Source organism: Bacteroides sp. AM10-21B (assembly GCF_003472565.1).
GTDB lineage: Bacteria > Bacteroidota > Bacteroidia > Bacteroidales > Bacteroidaceae > Bacteroides > Bacteroides propionicigenes.
This window is the reverse complement of record NZ_QRME01000009.1, coordinates 1-17,073: the sequence shown is the minus strand read 5'-3', so window position 1 is coordinate 17,073 and position 17,073 is coordinate 1. Positions and strand designations below refer to the sequence as shown.

Sequence of the window (17,073 nt, the reverse complement as noted above, 5' to 3'; positions counted from 1 at the left end):
GCTACCGGATAATCCTGCATATTTGTTCTACGGTACGGCGGATATTCATTCGCGTAAATTCCGGTTGCATAGCTTTTTCCGGAGTGACGGGACTTGGAGTTATGGAGAATATCCCATGAAATCCGGCATGCGTAAGAATGTCCGTATCTTCTATGCTACCCGCTATCAGGATGACGGGAATGTTCAGTTTTCTTGCTTCCGTTAGTATGCCGTACGGTACTTTTCCCATAACTGTTTGTTTGTCCGATTTCCCCTCTCCGGTGATAATCAAATCAGCGGTTCTTATCTGTTCTGCAAAGTTCTGCGTTTCCAGCACGAGTTGTATGCCCGGCTTCAGTTCGGCATTAAGGAATGCCGACAGACTTCCGCCCATTCCGCCGGCTGCCCCTGCTCCGGGATAGGTAGATATGTCCTTTCCGGTGACTCGGAAGACGACGGCTGCCAGATGCCGCATACCTGCATCCAATGTTTCTATCATAGCTGCGTCGGCTCCTTTTTGCAGGGCATATACGTATGCCGCTCCATCCGTTCCGTAGAATGGGTTTTGTACATCGCAAGCAGCGGTAAAGGTACATTTGGAGAGTAAGGGGTGGACGGACGAAGTGTCTATGGCATCAACTTCACTCATTATCTGCCCTCCATAACCCAAAGTATTTCCGGTTTTATCCAGAAAGCGGAATCCCAATGCTTGGAGCATTCCCAATCCGGCGTCATTTGTGGCGCTTCCGCCCAGACCGATGATAAAATGCCTGCATCCGCGGTCCAGCGCATCCCGTACCAGTTCGCCCGTTCCGAAGGTTGTTGTCAACATAGGGTTACGTTTTTCCGGGGAGACGAGTGGAAGTCCGCTGATAGCTGCCATCTCGATAAAAGCCGTCTGCCTGTCACCGGAAATGCCGTAACGGGCCTCGCGAAGTTCCATTAAAGGACCGTGAGCCTGTACGCCGATACCCTTTCCATGAGTAGCGGCAATTAGGACATCCAGCATGCCTTCGCCGCCGTCGGCTACTGGGATGCGGATAACTTCACATTCCGGCAATGCGGCGTGTAAGCCTTCGCCAGCCGCCGCTTCGGCCTCTGCAGATGTGAGACAACCTTTGAAAGAGTCTATGGCAAGAACCACTTTTTTTATCGGGGGGTTATATATTTTCATAAGAGGATATTCTTTTTTTGTGGGAAGATGACTTCTTTCTTCTGCAAAGATAAAGTTTTTTGATAGCTATCAAAAGGCGGATAGCAAAAAGTATAGTATCTTTGCAACATGAGTGAAGATACGTATAAAACCATTGCCACCCCGTCCGAAGGAATTTATACCGAGAAGCGCAGTAAATTTATCGCTATCGCTTTGCCGGTACGTACGGTTGAAGAAGTAAAGGCGCATCTGGAAACTTATCAGAAGAAATACTATGATGCCCGCCATGTGTGTTATGCTTATATGCTGGGGCACGAGCGCAAGGATTTTCGTGCTAATGATAATGGAGAACCGTCCGGTACGGCAGGAAAACCTATCTTGGGGCAAATAAATTCGAACGAACTGACAGATATTCTGATTGTCGTAGTCCGCTATTTCGGCGGTATAAAGTTGGGTACGAGCGGGCTGATAGTAGCTTATAAGGCCGCCGCTGCCGAGGCTATCGCTGCTGCTACTGTTATTGAAAAGACAGTGGACGAAACGGTGACCGTTCTCTTTGAGTATCCTTTTATGAATGATGTAATGCGCATCGTGAAGGAAGAAGAACCGGAGATGCTGGAACAGTCGTATGATATGGACTGCCGTATGAAGCTCCGCATCCGTAAGTCGATGATGCCCAGGTTGAGGGTGCGTCTGGAGAAAGTGGAAACTTTACGTTTTGAGGAAGAGTAATAATAAAAAATAGAATTGATATGGCATTTGAAGCAACTAAGCGTGAATTGGGCGAACTTTATACATTCTTTCGTCTGTTGGCGGACGGAAAAGTTTTTCCGGGTACTCCGAACGCGCAGAGAGATGACAAAAAGTGTTGGCCTGTGGCGCTGATACAGAGAGAGGAGCATGACGGTACGCGCCGCTATTATATCGGGGAAGAGGATGTACGCATTGTCAGCGGTACGGTGGAAAAGGACGGTGCATTCACAGTATCGGCAGATAAAGAGGAACTTTTGTTCCCCCGTGCGGACTTTGGCGATGCGGCGGAAATCATACTCTATCTGTTGAGGAATGAGCAAGGTGAGGAAGTGGAAGTTTCCGAAGGGCTGGAAGCTTTTCTGGATGCTGTGAACATTTACGATTTGGAGTCCAAGACTGATGACCGTACAGACTTCTCCGTAGCTTTTTGGAGTGCAGACGCTCCGTTGACGGGATTCACTGTCCGTTGCCGTCTCAGCCGTATGAATCCTTTGCTGGATGGGGGACGCACAGCCAATCTGAAGTTGGAGCAGAGCGGCGTAAAGTTTGCCGTGCCCACTGTGAACAAAGTGAATGCCTTGCCTGAATCGCCTACGGAAGTTGCCGAACGTATGCTGATGATTGAACGGTTGGGCGGTGTATTGAAGTATTCCGACGTTGCTGACCGCGTGTTCCGTTGTAACCTGCTGATGATAGACCTTCACTTTCCCCGTATGCTTGCCGAAATGGTGCGTATCATGCACTTGGACGGTATCACCCGTGTTTCCGAACTGACGGAACGCATCAAGGAAATGAATCCCCTGAAGATAAAGGATGAATTGATAAACAAACACTGCTTCTACGAGTTTAAGATGAAACAGTTTTTGCTGGCGCTTGCACTGGGTATGCGTCCTGCAAAGATTTACAACGGTACGGACTCTGCCGTAGAAGGATTGTTGCTGGCTAATGGAGACGGTGAGGTGCTCTGTTATCATAATTCCGACCGACAGGCTTTTGCCGACTTTCTTTACCGGAACACCCGTTTTGAAAAAGGTTCGGTGGATAAAGATAAATACGGCTTCTTGGAACGGGAGAACGGTGTGTACTACTTTAAGTTGAATGTAAAAATAGGGTTGCTGAAACGCTGACCCCAATCATAGAATTGTAAAAACAAACATACAATGTTGAACGAAGTATTAGAAAACATTAAGTTGCGCCGCAGTGTGCGCGTTTATACAGAACAACAGGTTTCCGCAGAAGATTTGAACCTTATACTGGAAGCGGCAACGTATGCCCCCAGCGGTATGAATTTCCAGACTTGGCATTTTACCGCCATTCAGGATGCAGCCATACTGACCGAACTGAATGAAAAGATAAAGGGTGCTTTTGCCAAGAGTGATGATGCCCGTATGCAGGAACGCGGACACAGTCAGACCTACTGCTGTTATTACCATGCCCCTACCTTGATTATCGTTTCCAATGAGCCCACTCGCTGGTGGGCATCTATGGACTGTGCATGTGCTTTGCAGAATATCTTTCTTGCCGCTAAATCTTTAGGCATCGGCTCTTGCTGGATTAATCAGTTGGGACAAACCTGTGATGACCCCGATGTGCGTGCTTTCCTTACCAAACTTGGTATTCCCGAGAATCACCGTGTGTACGACTGTGCCGCTTTGGGCTATGCTCCTGAGAATGCTCCGGTGAAAGATAAGAAATTGGCAGAAGGCACGGTTACTGTAATCCGTGCCTAAAAAATCATCAGGTATGTTTTGACACCTTCTCTTGGTATTCTATTCAAAGCATCCGTAGCATGTAGGCAACAGTTTACGGTCTCCCAGTGTATTATCTACCCGCGCCACGTTCACCCAGAATTTGTTGTCGCGAACACTTTCTATCGGATAGGCTGCTTTCTGCCGGGTATAACTGTGTTCCCATGCGTCTGCCACTACTTCATATTCGGGATGCGGAGCATTTATCAGCACATTGTCTGTCTTGTCCGCTTCGCCGTTCTTCACTTCCTGTATTTCTTGCCAGATAGTGAGCATTACGTGTACAAAGTTATCCAGTTCGGCAAGGCTTTCGCTTTCTGTCGGCTCTATCATTAATGTGCCGTGAACGGGGAAGGAGAGGGTAGGCGCGTGATAGCCGTAGTCCATAAGGCGTTTGGCAATATCGTTTTCGCTGATACCTGTTTCTTCGTGTACTTTGCGACACTCCAATATCATTTCGTGCCCTACGAAGCCGGTTGCTCCGCGATAAACGATGCCGTAGGTATCATTGAAACAAGTAGCCAGATAATTGGCATTCAGAATGGCTATCTTGGTGGCGCGTGTCAGTCCTTCGGAGCCCATCATGCGGATGTAGCCGTAGGTGATAGGCAGAATTCCCGCGCTGCCGAAAGGAGCTCCCGATACTTGGTTGGCAGCATTGCCGAACAGTTCGTGACCTGGCAAGAATGGAACCAAATGTTCGGCTACACAGATAGGGCCTACACCCGGTCCGCCGCCGCCATGAGGAGAGGCGAATGTTTTGTGCAGATTCAGGTGGCAGACATCCGCACCGATAAATCCGGGATTGGTCAAGCCTACTTGGGCATTCATGTTGGCGCCGTCCATATAAACCTGTGCGCCACAGGCATGGATAATCTTGCAGATTTCCACGATTTCCGTTTCAAAGATGCCGTGAGTAGAGGGGTAGGTAATCATCAATGCGGCGAGGTCGGCCTTGTTCTCTTCGGCTTTGGCACGCAGGTCGGTCATGTCGACATTTCCTTGTTCATCGCAGGCGCAGGTAACTGTGGTGAAACCTGCCTGAACTGCCGAAGCGGGATTAGTGCCGTGGGCCGAAGCGGGTATCAGTACTTTGTTGCGGTGTCCTTGTCCGATGCTTTCCAGATAGGCACGGATTACGCGAAGCCCCGCATATTCTCCGGCAGCGCCGGAATTGGGTTGCAGGCTCACTCCGGCAAATCCGGTTATCACTTTCAGTTCTTCGCTGAGGTTATGTATCAGTTCGCGATACCCCTCTGCTTGGTCTTCGGGAACGAGCGGGTGCATACTCATGAATTCCGGACGGCTGAGCGGCAGCATTTCGGCGGCGGCATTTAACTTCATGGTGCATGAGCCGAGGGAAATCATGGAGTGTGCCAATGAGATGTCCTTGCGGTCCAACCGCTTGATGTAGCGCATCATTTCCGTTTCCGTATGGTATTTGTTGAATACCTCGTGCGTCAGGTAAGCGCTTTGACGCCGGAACACTTCCGGAATGGTGCAGCTGTCGGGGATGTCAGCGGCTTTGGTGTAGTCTTTGCCGGCTGCGATGCCGAAAATGGAAAGCAGTACGTTGACTGCAACCAAGTCCGTTGTTTCGTCAATGCTCATGCCTACATCTCCATTTTTGAAGTAGCGCAGGTTCACCTCTTTGCTCAGGGCGACGGTGCGGACTTGTTGTGCCGATACACCGTCGGGCAGTGCAAAGCGGAGCGTGTCGAAGTACCGGGAGTTCACTTGCCTGTATCCTAATTCATTGATTTCCTTTTCCAGATATGCGGCGATATTGTGAATGCGTTCTGCAATGGTGCGTATGCCTTCCGGTCCGTGATATACGGTATAGAAACCTGCCATTGTAGCCAGCAACGCCTGTGCGGTACAGATGTTGGAGGTAGCCTTCTCACGTTTGATGTGTTGCTCGCGGGTTTGCAATGCCATACGGTAACATAGCTTCCCGTATTTGTCTTTAGACCAGCCGATGATACGTCCCGGCATATTGCGCTTGTACTCGTCGCGTGTGGCGAAGTAGCCGGCAGACGGACCGCCATAGAACATCGGTGTGCCCAGTCGTTGGGTAGTTCCGAATACGATGTCAGCTCCCCATTCTCCCGGCGGAGTAAGCAGGGCAAGGCTCAGTATATCGGCGGCAACAGCTACTTTGCAGCCTGCAATATGTGCTTTCTCTACAAAAGAGCGGTAGTCTTCTATGTTTCCGTTGGCATCCGGATACTGCAATATGCAGGCGAAGACATCCGGGGTCAGTTCCAATTCATTGTATTTACCCGTCCGTATCTCGATGCCCTGCGGGATGGCGCGGGTGGTGATGACAGCCAGTGTTTGCGGGAATACGTTTTCGTCTACAAACACTACATTGGCCCCTGCTTTCTGCATATCGCGCGGACGCAGTGCATACATCATCGTAACGGCTTCGGCAGCGGCGGTTGCTTCATCCAACAGGGAACAGTTGGCAAGGGGCATACCGGTGAGGTCGCAAACGGCGGTTTGAAAATTCAGCAGAGCTTCCAGTCGTCCCTGCGACACTTCTGTCTGATAAGGCGTATAGGAAGTGTACCAAACGGGATTCTCGAATACATTGCGTTGGATTACGGCAGGCGTAATGGTGTTGTACCACCCCATGCCAATATAAGTAGTGTATAGTTTATTTTTAGCTGCCAGTTTCGCTATATGTTGTCCGAACTCATATTCGGTCATCGCTTCGGGCAGAGCCAGCGGCTCTTTAAGACGGATATTTGCAGGAATGGTTTTTTCAATCAGGTCGTCCAGACTTGCCACGCCGATTTTGCGGAGCATCTGTTCTTCATCCCTCTTGCTGATACCGATGTGACGGTTAGCCAACAGATCGTTTTTCATACGTATATATTATTTAAAGTTGTTATCTAAAGAACGGATTCTCCGCCTTTTCTATGCCGATAGTTGTAGGTGCTCCATGTCCCGGATAAACAATCGTTTCATTGGGGAGTATGAACAAGCGGCTGCATATATGTTCTATCAGTTCGTCGAAGTTACCCCCGGCAAGGTCGGCGCGGCCGATACTGCCTTGAAACAGTACATCGCCGGAGAACATACAATGGTCTGCCGCACAATAGTAGACCAAGCTGCCCGGTGAGTGTCCCGGTACATGGATGGCTTCCAGTTCCGTATTGCCGAAGGTGATGATGTCTCCGTCGTGCAGGTAAGTACCTAATGGCACGGGCGGTTCCTGCAACTGGAAACCGAACATACGGCTTTGCTTGGGTGCTTCGTCAATCCAGAACTCGTCGGCTTGGTTGGCTTCCGCTTTCAGTCCGAATTCTTTCAGCATGAAAGGATTTCCGAAGATGTGGTCCAGATGCAGATGCGTGTTCAGCAGATGTTTCACATTCAGCTCGTTGTTGATGATAAAGTTCTTTAAAGCCTGTTTCTCTTCTTCGTAGAAGCAACCGGGGTCGATGACTACGGCTTCGTTGGTTTCGTCCCACAGTACATAACAGTTCTCCGGGAACATATTAAATTCAAATCTCTTTATCTTCATAATGCTATATTTACTGTAATAAATTCTTCTTTCAGACTGTTACGTATACCGCTTTCTTTGTTTCGAAGAATTCCTCCTCGAAGAACTCCTTCAAGTCCCACATCGTAGTTTTGTTTTTGACGGGCATCGCTTCTTTCTCCAGTTCGCCGCCTTTCAGGCAGATAAGTCCGTTGGGCAGTGCATTCTGTTGTTTGGGGGAGATGTTCTTGCGGATAATTTTCAATAAGTCGGTAAGGGGCATTACGGCACGGCTCACAACGAAGTCGAACAGCTGTTTTTCTTCTTCGGCGCGTGCATGGCGGGTAGTTACGTTTTTCAGTCCGATGCTGTCGGCTATTTCGGTGGCAACACGCACTTTCTTACCGATACTGTCTACCAGATGAAACTGTACTTCGGGGAAAAGTATGGCCAACGGAATACCCGGGAATCCGCCTCCTGTACCCAAGTCCATGATTTTCGTACCCGGAGTGAAACGGACGACTTTGGCTATGCCCAAGGAATGGAGAACGTGGTGCTCGTACAAGTTCTCAATATCTTTACGTGAAATAACGTTTATTTTGGAGTTCCAGTCCGTATAGAGGTCGTAGAGTGCGGCAAATTGCCTTTTCTGTTCTTCTGTCAGGTCCGGAAAGTACTTTAGGATGAGTTCCATTACTAATACTAAGTTTTTAAGCTTTTGATTTTTTTGGGGTTATGAGTTGCGCACTTCGTTCAGCGCCATAGTGTCGTCGCTCAGCAGATGTTGCATCATTTCGTACGGCAATGTTATCTTTACAGGTCCCATTACATAAGGAGCGATGTCATATACATTATAATAGAACGTGATGCCTTCTTTGCTCAGATAGAAGTTCTCGGTCGGTGTCAGGTCGCCGGTAGTGACGTAGCCCATGTCTTCCAGTTCCTGACGGGTGGCTACTTTGTTGTCGGCCATAAGCTGGTTCCACAGGAGGTCTGTTAGCTGCTCCTTGTAGTCGCCTACGAACAAATCGTCCAGACGGATAGGGGCCAATGTGCGCAGGTCGAAGTTGAGGAAAGTGGACATATAGATGCCATGCGCGCCGCCGGTATATTCGTTGTAATCTATGCGGTAGACGAGCAGATGCCCGGTGTACAGTTGCACGTGGCTTTCTATACCTTTATAGTAAGAGTACCATGCACCCATATCTTCTGCATTTTCCTTGTCTTGTTCGTCTTTCTTGTACATCGGTTCCAAGTCTTTGCGGTAGTCGCTGACGTATTTTCCGGTGTATTGTTTTACGGCTTCTTCGGGACTCATATTCATATATTTCTCACCGAAGCAGGCAGAAAGGAAATAGGTGTTCAGGCTGTCCTTCATCTTCTCGTCGGAAGATTGGGAAGCATACGTAAGGTTGATGATGAGGTTGCATGCCGGTTTGGCGGTATCACCGAAAAGGTGGGCGGTTTCGTTCACTTGTATACTGTCGAACTCCAACGCTCCGGCGTTTTTGTTCATGATGTTACCGCAAGAAAAGAAAAAGCCGCTTGCCGCAAGCAGAAGGACAAGTAGGCTGACAGTTTGCTTTTTCATATTGAATTTTGTTTATAAATCAACATTTCAATCAGGAATCTTTATCGACAAATATAGAACTTATTAACGAACTCCACGCATAAAAAAGGAAAAATTAATTCCTGCAAACGGTTAAAACTTTCTATCTTTGCCGGCGTCTATGAAGAGGCTCCGTTACATACTCGCTATACTAATGTCCTCACTTATTATTGTAAGTGGGGCGGGAGTTTCTATTATCCATTATTGCTGTTCGGGATGCCAGACGGAACAACGTTGCTGCACGTCCGGTTGTTCGAAATGCGAGAAAGCGCACCATTCATCACAGGAAACCTGCAAAGATACCGGTTGTACTACCTTCCACTATAAAGTGGATGTGATGAAGCATATACAAGGAGCGTCTTCGACAGTACCCGTCTGCACATTATACTGCGAGCAGTTGCCGCAGTTTGGTTGCCTGTTGCCGGAGGGACTGCCGGTGACTGAACCCCAAGTCTATTCACCGCCACACTATCGCAGTTCCAGGCATTATCTGGCGCTTTATTCCACACTTCTTATTTAGAGAGATATCCTTGCAGGAGAGTGTTTGTTCCCTGTCAGGGAACGGTCTGTTCCTTGCCGTGAAACTTGTTGTTCCCTACCTGGGAACGATAGGTTTCATCTCATGGAACAGACGGTTTCACCCCGTGGAACGAATCGTTTCACCTCATGGAATGAATGTTTTTAATTGTTTTATTGTGAAATTTCAAAATAAGAAAGAATCAGATATGAGATACATATGGTTAATATTGCTGTCTTTTCCTTTTATCACCTTGCAAGCACAGGTAAAGGGAATGGTAAAAGATAATCTTGGTGAACCGGTTGCCGGAGCCAACCTTTTTTGGATGGGGACGACGCAGGGGGTTACTACCTCTGCCGATGGAACTTTTTCCCTCGCAAAACCTGCCGGTAAGCATATGCTGGTGGTCAGTTTCATTGGTTTTGAGAACGATACGATACATGTGAACGGCCGTGATGAAGTGCTGGATATAGTGCTTCGCGATGGTGTGGAACTGAGCGAAGTCAATGTTGTCAGCCGCAGGCTTGGGACGATGAAGTTGCGCAGCAGTGTGATGAACGAGGACATGATAAGCAGTGCCGAACTTACACGCGCTGCCTGTTGCAACCTCGGGGAGAGTTTCGTGACCAATCCCTCGGTAGATGTGACCTATTCCGATGCCGCTACGGGAGCCAAGCAAATCAAACTGTTGGGGCTGTCAGGCACTTACGTACAAATGATGACGGAAAACATTCCCAATTTTCGCGGAGCGGCAGCTCCGTACGGATTAGGGTATGTGCCCGGTCCGTGGATGCAAAGCATACAGGTGAGCAAGGGTAGCGCATCCGTCAAAAACGGTTACGAGGCCATCACCGGGCAAATCAATGTGGAATTTAAGAAACCCCAGTTGCCCGAAGCCGACTGGTTGTCAGTCAATCTTTTCGGTAGTACCACCAATCGTTACGAAGCCAATGCGGATGCCACTGTGAAGCTTTCCAAGCGTTGGAGTACTTCATTGCTGGCGCATTATGAAAACGAAACTAAAGCCCACGACAGCAACGATGACGGCTTTGCCGATATTCCTCAGGTGAAACAATACAACGTATGGAACCGTTGGGCATATATGGGCGACCGCTACGTATTTCAGGCAGGCATCAAAGCCTTGTCCGAAGACCGTAACAGCGGGCAGGTGAGCCATGAAGGCAATCATCCGGCCGACCCTTACAAAATATCCATCGGAACCGACCGTTACGAGGCTTTCACTAAAAACGCTTATATTTTCAATAAGGAGAAGAATACCAACCTTGCGCTTATCCTTTCCGGTTCTCTGCACAGGCAGGATGCCGTGTACGGACGCAAATTGTACGATGTAGACCAGCACAATGCCTATGCGTCCCTTTTGTTCGAGACGGAACTCGGCAAGCGTCACAGCCTGTCTACGGGACTGAGTTTCAACTACGATTCTTACAATCAGCATTATCGCCTGACGAATGATGCGGAGCAACCTCTTACGAGACAGTTCGTAAAGGAAACCGTTCCGGGGGCGTATGTGCAGTACACTTATAATCTGGATGATAAACTTATCCTGATGGGGGGTATCCGTGGCGACCATAGCAGCGAGTACGGTTATTTTGTCACTCCCCGTTTCCATGTAAAGTACAATCCCAATGAATATGTACATTTCCGTCTCTCTGCCGGAAAAGGCTATCGCACCAATCATGTCCTTGCCGAGAATAATTACCTTTTGGCAAGCAGCCGCCGGATGGATATTGCCCGGAACCTCAATCAGGATGAGGCGTGGAATTACGGAGCGAGCGCTTCCGCTTATATTCCCTTGTCCGGCAAAACGCTGAACCTGAATGCGGAATATTACTATACGGATTTCCTCAGGCAGGTAGTGGTGGATATGGATACCGATCCGCATGCCGTTCTGTTCTACAACCTCAACGGACGGTCGTACTCGCAGGTGTTCCAAGTGGAAGCCACCTATCCGTTCTTTCCGGGATTCACCCTTACGGCAGCCTATCGCTGGACGGATGCCAAGACTACTTACAACGGACAGTTGCGGGAAAAACCGCTTACCGGCAAATACAAAGGATTGCTTACCGCTTCGTATCAGACTCCGCTGGGTTTGTGGCAGTTCGATGCAACCTTGCAGTTGAACGGTGGCGGCCGTATGCCGACCCCTTACGAACTGGGAGACGGTACATGGTCGTGGGAACACCGCTACAATGGCTTTGAACAGCTAAGTGCGCAGGTCACCCGTTATTTCCGCAACTGGTCTGTCTATATCGGAGGGGAAAACCTTACCAACTTCAAGCAAAAGAATCCCATTATCGATGCTTCCAATCCTTGGGGAAGTAACTTTGATGCCACTATGGTATGGGGGCCTATGCATGGGGCAAAAGCATACATAGGTGTGCGTTTTAATATTCCGAGAGTATGATTTCTCAATTAATAACTAATAACTAAAATGCGTTTCAATATGAAAACAAGAAAGATTTTTATTGCCTTAGCAGTTGTATTGCTGAGTGCAACGACAGTTATAGCCAAAGACCTGCGCACCGCAGTGTTCAAAGTGTCACAAATGACGTGCGAGAACTGCGTGAAAAAGATAAACAGCAATATCCGTTTCGAGAAAGGGCTGAAAAAGTTCAACACGGACTTAAAGACAAAGACGGTGACTATCACTTACGACGCCGATAAGACCGATATTGAAAAACTGAAAGAAGGCTTCAGAAAGTTTCATTACGAAGCTGAGTTTGTGAAAGAGAGCAAACAGGAGGATAAGAAGTAATTGAACAAACGGCTCATTCCGGTTGTTGCTTTAGTGGATTCAGAGTAACAACCCCCTAAAAATATAACAGAATGAGCAATATATTGAAGAAGGTATGTTCTGCGCAGGAACTGCATTGCGCGGAGTATGCCGATAGTATGGAAAGATGCAACATGGAAGAACGTAACAGGCAGTACCGCAGCTTGAAGATACAGGCTGCCGGTGCATGGCTGTTGACCGTTCCGTTGTTTCTGCTTTCCATATTCCGTAGTTATGTGCCTTATGGCGGCGAAATACAGATGTTGTCGGCTGCCACCGCATTGGTATTTTTGGGAACCTCTTTCTATACGGACTCTTGGAGACAGCTTCGTACAGGACGTACCACAATGGATACGCTTATTGTTTTCAGTGCTTCTGTGGCTTTCCTTTTCAGTGTGTTCAACACTTTCTTTCCGGATTATTGGTACGGTGTGGGACTTCAACCGCACGTCTATTACGAAGTGGCCGTTTTGACCGTTGCTGTGGGACTGACCGGAAAAATATTCCACTTCCTGCCTGAAGAACTGCATGATGAAAATCGAATTGCCAATATCATTTTTCCCGTTCTGACGGGAATGGCAATTGTCGTGTTTTTTATCTGGATATTGTTTGGCGGTGTGGAAGCTGTGCCGTATGCTCTCTATTCGGTTATCTCGATTTTTATAGTTGCTTGCCCGTGTGCGTTAGGATTGGTTACGCCTGTTGCCCTGATGCGTGGAATCGGCAAAGCGGCCAAGATGCACATCTGGATTAAAAACTCCCTTGCTTTGGAACGTTTGGACAAAACAAATGTGGTGGTTTTTGACAAGACCGGTACGCTAACCGAGGGGCATCCTACTGTCACGGCTTGGTTGTGGGCGCAGTATCAGGAAGAATATTTTAAAAGGGTATTGTTGGCTGTCGAAACGAATTCGTCCAATTCACTGGCAATGGCTATCACTGCCTCCTTGAAAGAAGAACAGGTAACGCCTGTCCGGTTGGATGGCTGTGAGATACTGAAAGGAAAGGGAATGAAAGCCGCCTATAAGGGTACGGAATATTGGGTAGGCAGTCATAAGCTGTTAAAAGATTATCAGGTCTACCTTTCCGATGTTCTGGGCGATATGTTGGTGGAATATGAATCCGAGGGCAACAGTATCGTTTACTTTGGACGGGAGGGAGAGTTGCTTGCCATAATCGCTGTTAAAGACCAGTTGAAGATTACCGCACTTGGAGTAGTGAAAGAACTCCGCGGACAAAATCTTGACATTTGTATGCTTACGGGCGACGGCGAACGTACTGCCTCGACCATAGCGGGAAAGTTAGGAATTATCAGCTATATGTCCGATGCTTTGCCAGACGATAAAGAAACCTTTATCCATGAACTCCGATTGCAGGGAAAGACGGTTGTCATGATAGGTGACGGCATCAACGATATACAGGCTTTGGCCTGTGCCGACGTAAGCATTGCTATGGGTGGAAATGCCGATGATGCGATAGCGGAAGAAGCTATGGTAGTGATGAAATCTTCTGATTTGCAATCGCTTCCTAAACTGTTTGACTTATCCCGCCATACACTTCGCCTGATGCGTCAAAACTCTTTTTGGGTGATAATCTATCATCTGATAGGCGTGGTGGTAGCTGCCGGCATCCTTTATCCTGTATATGGCATATTGTTGACCCCCATGCTGGCTACAATAGCCATAGTGCTCTCCTGTGTGACGCTGGTGAGAGGTTAGGTCAGCTGTTTCTATACTCCAACGGACTCATGCCCATGTGTCTCTTGAAGTATTTTCCGAAAAACGAGGCGCTGGGGAAATTCAGCGAATAGGCTATTTCCTGAATAGTCATGTCGGTGGATTTCAGTTTGGCTTTTATGTCGATAATAACGACGTGCGCAATTATATCCAGTACATTTTTGCCTGTCACTTGTTTGATGGTGGTGCTGAGGTGCTGCAGAGATATACCCAGTTTCCCGGCATAAAACTGTGCGCGGCGTTCGGTGGTGTAGTTTTCGATGACCAGTTGTATGAACTCACGGCAGATTTCCTCTTTCCGGCTCTTCATCCTGTTTTGCGAGTCGGGACGGTTGCTGTATAGTTCATTGACGCCATAGAGTAGGGTGTCCAGCACATTTTGCGCCATTCGTGTTTTGGGCATATAGGGACCGGTGGAGACACGTGCCAGCAATGCGAAATAGTCTCTGAAATAGGATGCGACAGTCTCGTTGAGGGGTATAACAGGAGTTTCTATAATCTTGGAGTACGAACTCATGGTAGACTGGATTATGTTGACTCCGTTGAGACAATGTTCGGAAAATCCGGCGAATCCGATGCGTACTTTTTCTTTCTGTCCGTAGAACTGGATGATAGTGCCGGGGAGAAGCGTTACAAAGTCTCCTTGTTTGATTTCGGTATCCATTAAATTGATAGATACCGTAATGGAACCTTCGATACACAATGCGAAGATACATGCTTTCAGGCGGCATGATTGCTTGTATATGTTCAGAATGTCTTCTGTTACATCTGTCCATGCAATCAGGTCTACGGGGAGATCGACTTGGGGAAATTCCATAAGTGTTGTCGTTTTGGTCTGCACAAAGTTACGCTTTTTTGTGGAAATGAGAAAAAGTAGTATATTTGTTTTATGAGATTGGAAATATCAGATTGGAAAACAGTTCCCTATGCCGAAGCATGGGACAGACAGACGGAGTGGTTTGATGCACTTGTACAAGCCAAACAGGCGGGGGAGGAGTATGTAAATCATATCGTGCTTTGTGAACATCCGCATGTATATACGCTGGGACGTAGCGGTAAGGAAGGCAATATGTTGCTGAGTGAAGAACAGCTTTGTGCGATAGGCGCTTCATTATACCATATAGACCGGGGCGGTGATATTACTTATCATGGTCCGGGGCAGCTTGTTTGTTATCCCATTTTGAATTTGGAAGAGTTCTCTTTGGGATTGAAAGAATATGTGCATTTACTGGAAGAAGCCGTAATCCGTGTTTGTGCTTCTTATGGGATAACTGCCGGTCGTATGGAGAAAGCTACCGGTGTGTGGCTGGATGGAGATTCTTCGCGCGCCCGTAAAATTTGTGCCATCGGTGTGCGCAGTAGTCACTACGTCACGATGCATGGTTTGGCATTCAATATCAATACGGATTTACGCTATTTCAGTTATATCAATCCTTGCGGATTTATAGATAAAGGAGTGACTTCGCTTCAAAAAGAGTTAGGACGGACAATGCCAATGGAGGAGGTGAAAGAGCGACTTTGCCATGAGCTGAAAGTTATGCTGTAAGATAAGCAAATTGAGAAATATTGTTAGTTAACATCATTCTTGTGATGATGTTAACTTTTTGTTTTGTAGTTAGTTAACTTGCTGTCTGCACGATGTTAACTTATTACTGCCAATGATGTTAACTTCATTAAAAACCTTCTTGATTTTGGTTCTGTGGGCATTAAAAAATAGTAGGAAAAAGGCCTGAATAGTGTTTTTTAAACGTTCGTTTAATAAACGCAAAGATATGGTAGTTTTTTGTACTGGCAAAATGTTTGATAGAAAATCTTTGATTTTTATAGTCTTAGTATAAGATAAATACTTGTTAATGAGATAGTAACCTTTTCCAATAACCTCTGTTATTTTTTACGTTTTTCCACATAATTTCTACCCTGTACTGTTCGCATCTGAACACTGTTTATTAAACGAACGTCTAAAAAACTATTTTTGTTTTTAAGTTATTCGTTTACAGCTTTTTAAAAGAGCTTATTGATCACATAACTGTTTCAACGTTCTCTTTCTGTGATAGTGGGGAATTTTGGGATAATATGGATGCAGACTAAACTATTGGAAATAATTGCATTACATGAATTGATCGGAAGGTACTTCACAGCCCCGGTGTCCCCAAAGAATATCCTTTTCACAAGACCTTATTTTATCCGAAATCTTACGATTCTTGTTTAGTAATGCTCCGTCAATTACATTGGTATGCTGTCCGCGTAACTTACAGCCGCGAATTATCTCTTAAAGACTATCTTGACAAGGAAGGTATAGAGAATTTCATTCCTATGCATTACGAATACATCGTAAGGAATGAACGTCGTGTTCGCAAGCTTGTTCCTGCCATACACAATTTGGTCTTTATCCGTTCCACTCGTGCTTGTATTGATGAAATCAAAAATAATTTTTCTTTGAATATCCCTATACGTTATATAATGAATAGGGAAACCCGCCAACCGGTTATTATTCCGGATGCACAGATGCGTAGTTTTATTTTAGTCGCAGGTACATATGATGAGGCTGTAATTTATGTGGAACCGGAGGAACTGAAATTGGTGAAAGGTACTAAAGTACGTATCACAGGCGGGATTTTCGAAGGGGCTATCGGTGAATTTGTCCGCCTTCGCCATGACCGTCGTGTGGTGGTAAACATAGAAGGTGTCATGGCAGTTGCCACTACATTTATCCACTCCTCGCTCGTAGAACCGATAGATAGTAACTGAAATATTTGTAACTCAATAACTTCTATATCTTAGATAAAATGAACGATCACGTTTCATCTTTGTACACCCTTGCCCATGAACTCTTGGACTTGGGGATGGACGGCAGTCCCATTTATAGCGATCACTTCGCCCGTTTGAATCGCGAAGTTTATGAACAAGCACTGAATTTGTACAACTCTCCGGAAGGCAGTACTCCGGAGGAGGAAGCCGAACTTTGTCTTTCTATTCTCGTAGCGTTGAACGCTACTTTTTATGACAACGGTCGCAAACAGCAATATATACAGCGCCTTCTCGACCGTTGCTGGGGGATTCTTGATAAACTTCCGGACTCGCTTTTGAAAGTTCGTCTTCTTACCCATTGCTATGGTGAGGTCTATGAGGAAGAACTGGCTAAGGAAGCCCATTCCATTATCAATACTTGGGACGCAACATCACTGACTTCCGAACAGGCTGAAATCATTAATGAATTGGAAAATCTGGAAGATAATCAATATCCTTTTGAGGTTATAGAATAACACCTTTACCCCCTTATCGCCCTATAGCCTT

General features: G+C 46.9%; 16 protein-coding genes. 10 read left to right on the top strand and 6 right to left on the bottom strand.

The features are described 5' to 3' along the window. Position 1 precedes the first annotated feature (1 nt). Entirely contained in the window at positions 2–1,132 is a 1,131-nt protein-coding gene (locus DW121_RS12700; protein WP_118324038.1) for a glycerate kinase, read from the bottom strand. A gap of 129 nt (positions 1,133–1,261) precedes the next feature. Between DW121_RS12700 and DW121_RS12695 the strand changes: the two genes are divergently transcribed. Genes DW121_RS12695 through DW121_RS12685 form a run of 3 tightly spaced genes read left to right on the top strand, consistent with a single transcriptional unit; the run spans position 1,262 to position 3,615 of the window. Next, a complete protein-coding gene (locus DW121_RS12695; RefSeq protein ID WP_117711926.1) occupies positions 1,262–1,864 on the top strand; it encodes an IMPACT family protein in 603 nt (200 codons plus the stop codon). 20 nt (positions 1,865–1,884) lie between these two features. Next, positions 1,885–3,012 carry an HpaII family restriction endonuclease gene (locus tag DW121_RS12690; protein WP_118323980.1) on the top strand — a complete coding sequence of 376 codons (1,128 nt, stop codon included), beginning with the start codon at positions 1,885–1,887 and terminating at the stop codon, positions 3,010–3,012. A gap of 33 nt (positions 3,013–3,045) precedes the next feature. Continuing rightward, on the top strand, positions 3,046–3,615 hold the full coding sequence (locus tag DW121_RS12685; protein WP_118323979.1) for a nitroreductase family protein: 570 nt from the start codon (positions 3,046–3,048) through the stop codon (positions 3,613–3,615). A 39-nt stretch (positions 3,616–3,654) separates the two neighbouring features. Here the strand turns inward: DW121_RS12685 and gcvP are convergent, their stop codons facing one another. The 4 genes from gcvP to DW121_RS12665 are packed head-to-tail and all read right to left on the bottom strand — an operon-like array spanning position 3,655 to position 8,714. Then, positions 3,655–6,504: an aminomethyl-transferring glycine dehydrogenase gene (gene gcvP, locus DW121_RS12680; RefSeq protein ID WP_118323978.1), complete on the bottom strand. Its 2,850-nt coding sequence runs from the start codon at positions 6,502–6,504 to the stop codon at positions 3,655–3,657. Between the two features lie 22 nt (positions 6,505–6,526). After that, positions 6,527–7,165, bottom strand: a complete 639-nt coding sequence (locus DW121_RS12675) for an MBL fold metallo-hydrolase (protein ID WP_117711918.1) — start codon at positions 7,163–7,165, stop codon at positions 6,527–6,529. A 31-nt stretch (positions 7,166–7,196) separates the two neighbouring features. After that, complete coding sequence (gene rsmG / locus DW121_RS12670) at positions 7,197–7,817, bottom strand: 16S rRNA (guanine(527)-N(7))-methyltransferase RsmG (RefSeq protein ID WP_117711917.1); 621 nt, start codon at positions 7,815–7,817, stop codon at positions 7,197–7,199. A gap of 39 nt (positions 7,818–7,856) precedes the next feature. Further along, positions 7,857–8,714 (bottom strand): DUF3298 and DUF4163 domain-containing protein, encoded by an 858-nt coding sequence (locus DW121_RS12665; protein WP_117711915.1) that lies wholly within the window; start codon positions 8,712–8,714, stop codon positions 7,857–7,859. Between the two features lie 172 nt (positions 8,715–8,886). Here DW121_RS12665 and DW121_RS12660 point away from each other — a divergent pair, with 172 nt between their 5' ends. The 4 genes from DW121_RS12660 to DW121_RS12645 all read left to right on the top strand — a co-directional run bounded on the left by DW121_RS12660 (position 8,887) and on the right by DW121_RS12645 (position 13,761). Then, positions 8,887–9,252, top strand: a complete 366-nt coding sequence (locus DW121_RS12660; protein ID WP_233514899.1) for a hypothetical protein — start codon at positions 8,887–8,889, stop codon at positions 9,250–9,252. Positions 9,253–9,457: 205 nt separating this feature from the next. Then, on the top strand, positions 9,458–11,674 hold the full coding sequence (locus DW121_RS12655; RefSeq protein WP_118323977.1) for a TonB-dependent receptor: 2,217 nt from the start codon (positions 9,458–9,460) through the stop codon (positions 11,672–11,674). A 39-nt stretch (positions 11,675–11,713) separates the two neighbouring features. Next, positions 11,714–12,025, top strand: a complete 312-nt coding sequence (locus DW121_RS12650; protein WP_117712020.1) for a heavy-metal-associated domain-containing protein — start codon at positions 11,714–11,716, stop codon at positions 12,023–12,025. Between the two features lie 71 nt (positions 12,026–12,096). Then, on the top strand, positions 12,097–13,761 hold the full coding sequence (locus tag DW121_RS12645; protein WP_118323976.1) for an HAD-IC family P-type ATPase: 1,665 nt from the start codon (positions 12,097–12,099) through the stop codon (positions 13,759–13,761). A gap of 1 nt (position 13,762) precedes the next feature. Here DW121_RS12645 and DW121_RS12640 read toward each other — a convergent pair whose 3' ends face one another. Further along, positions 13,763–14,596 carry a helix-turn-helix domain-containing protein gene (locus tag DW121_RS12640; protein ID WP_117711909.1) on the bottom strand — a complete coding sequence of 278 codons (834 nt, stop codon included), beginning with the start codon at positions 14,594–14,596 and terminating at the stop codon, positions 13,763–13,765. Positions 14,597–14,668: 72 nt separating this feature from the next. On the opposite strand from DW121_RS12640, the gene lipB reads away from it, so the two are divergent. The 3 genes from lipB to DW121_RS12625 all read left to right on the top strand — a co-directional run bounded on the left by lipB (position 14,669) and on the right by DW121_RS12625 (position 17,042). Beyond that, positions 14,669–15,325 (top strand): lipoyl(octanoyl) transferase LipB, encoded by a 657-nt coding sequence (gene lipB / locus DW121_RS12635; RefSeq protein ID WP_118323975.1) that lies wholly within the window; start codon positions 14,669–14,671, stop codon positions 15,323–15,325. 665 nt (positions 15,326–15,990) lie between these two features. Beyond that, entirely contained in the window at positions 15,991–16,527 is a 537-nt protein-coding gene (locus DW121_RS12630) for a UpxY family transcription antiterminator (RefSeq protein WP_117711905.1), read from the top strand. Positions 16,528–16,565: 38 nt separating this feature from the next. Then, positions 16,566–17,042 (top strand): UpxZ family transcription anti-terminator antagonist, encoded by a 477-nt coding sequence (locus DW121_RS12625; RefSeq protein WP_117711903.1) that lies wholly within the window; start codon positions 16,566–16,568, stop codon positions 17,040–17,042. Positions 17,043–17,073: the final 31 nt, after the last annotated feature.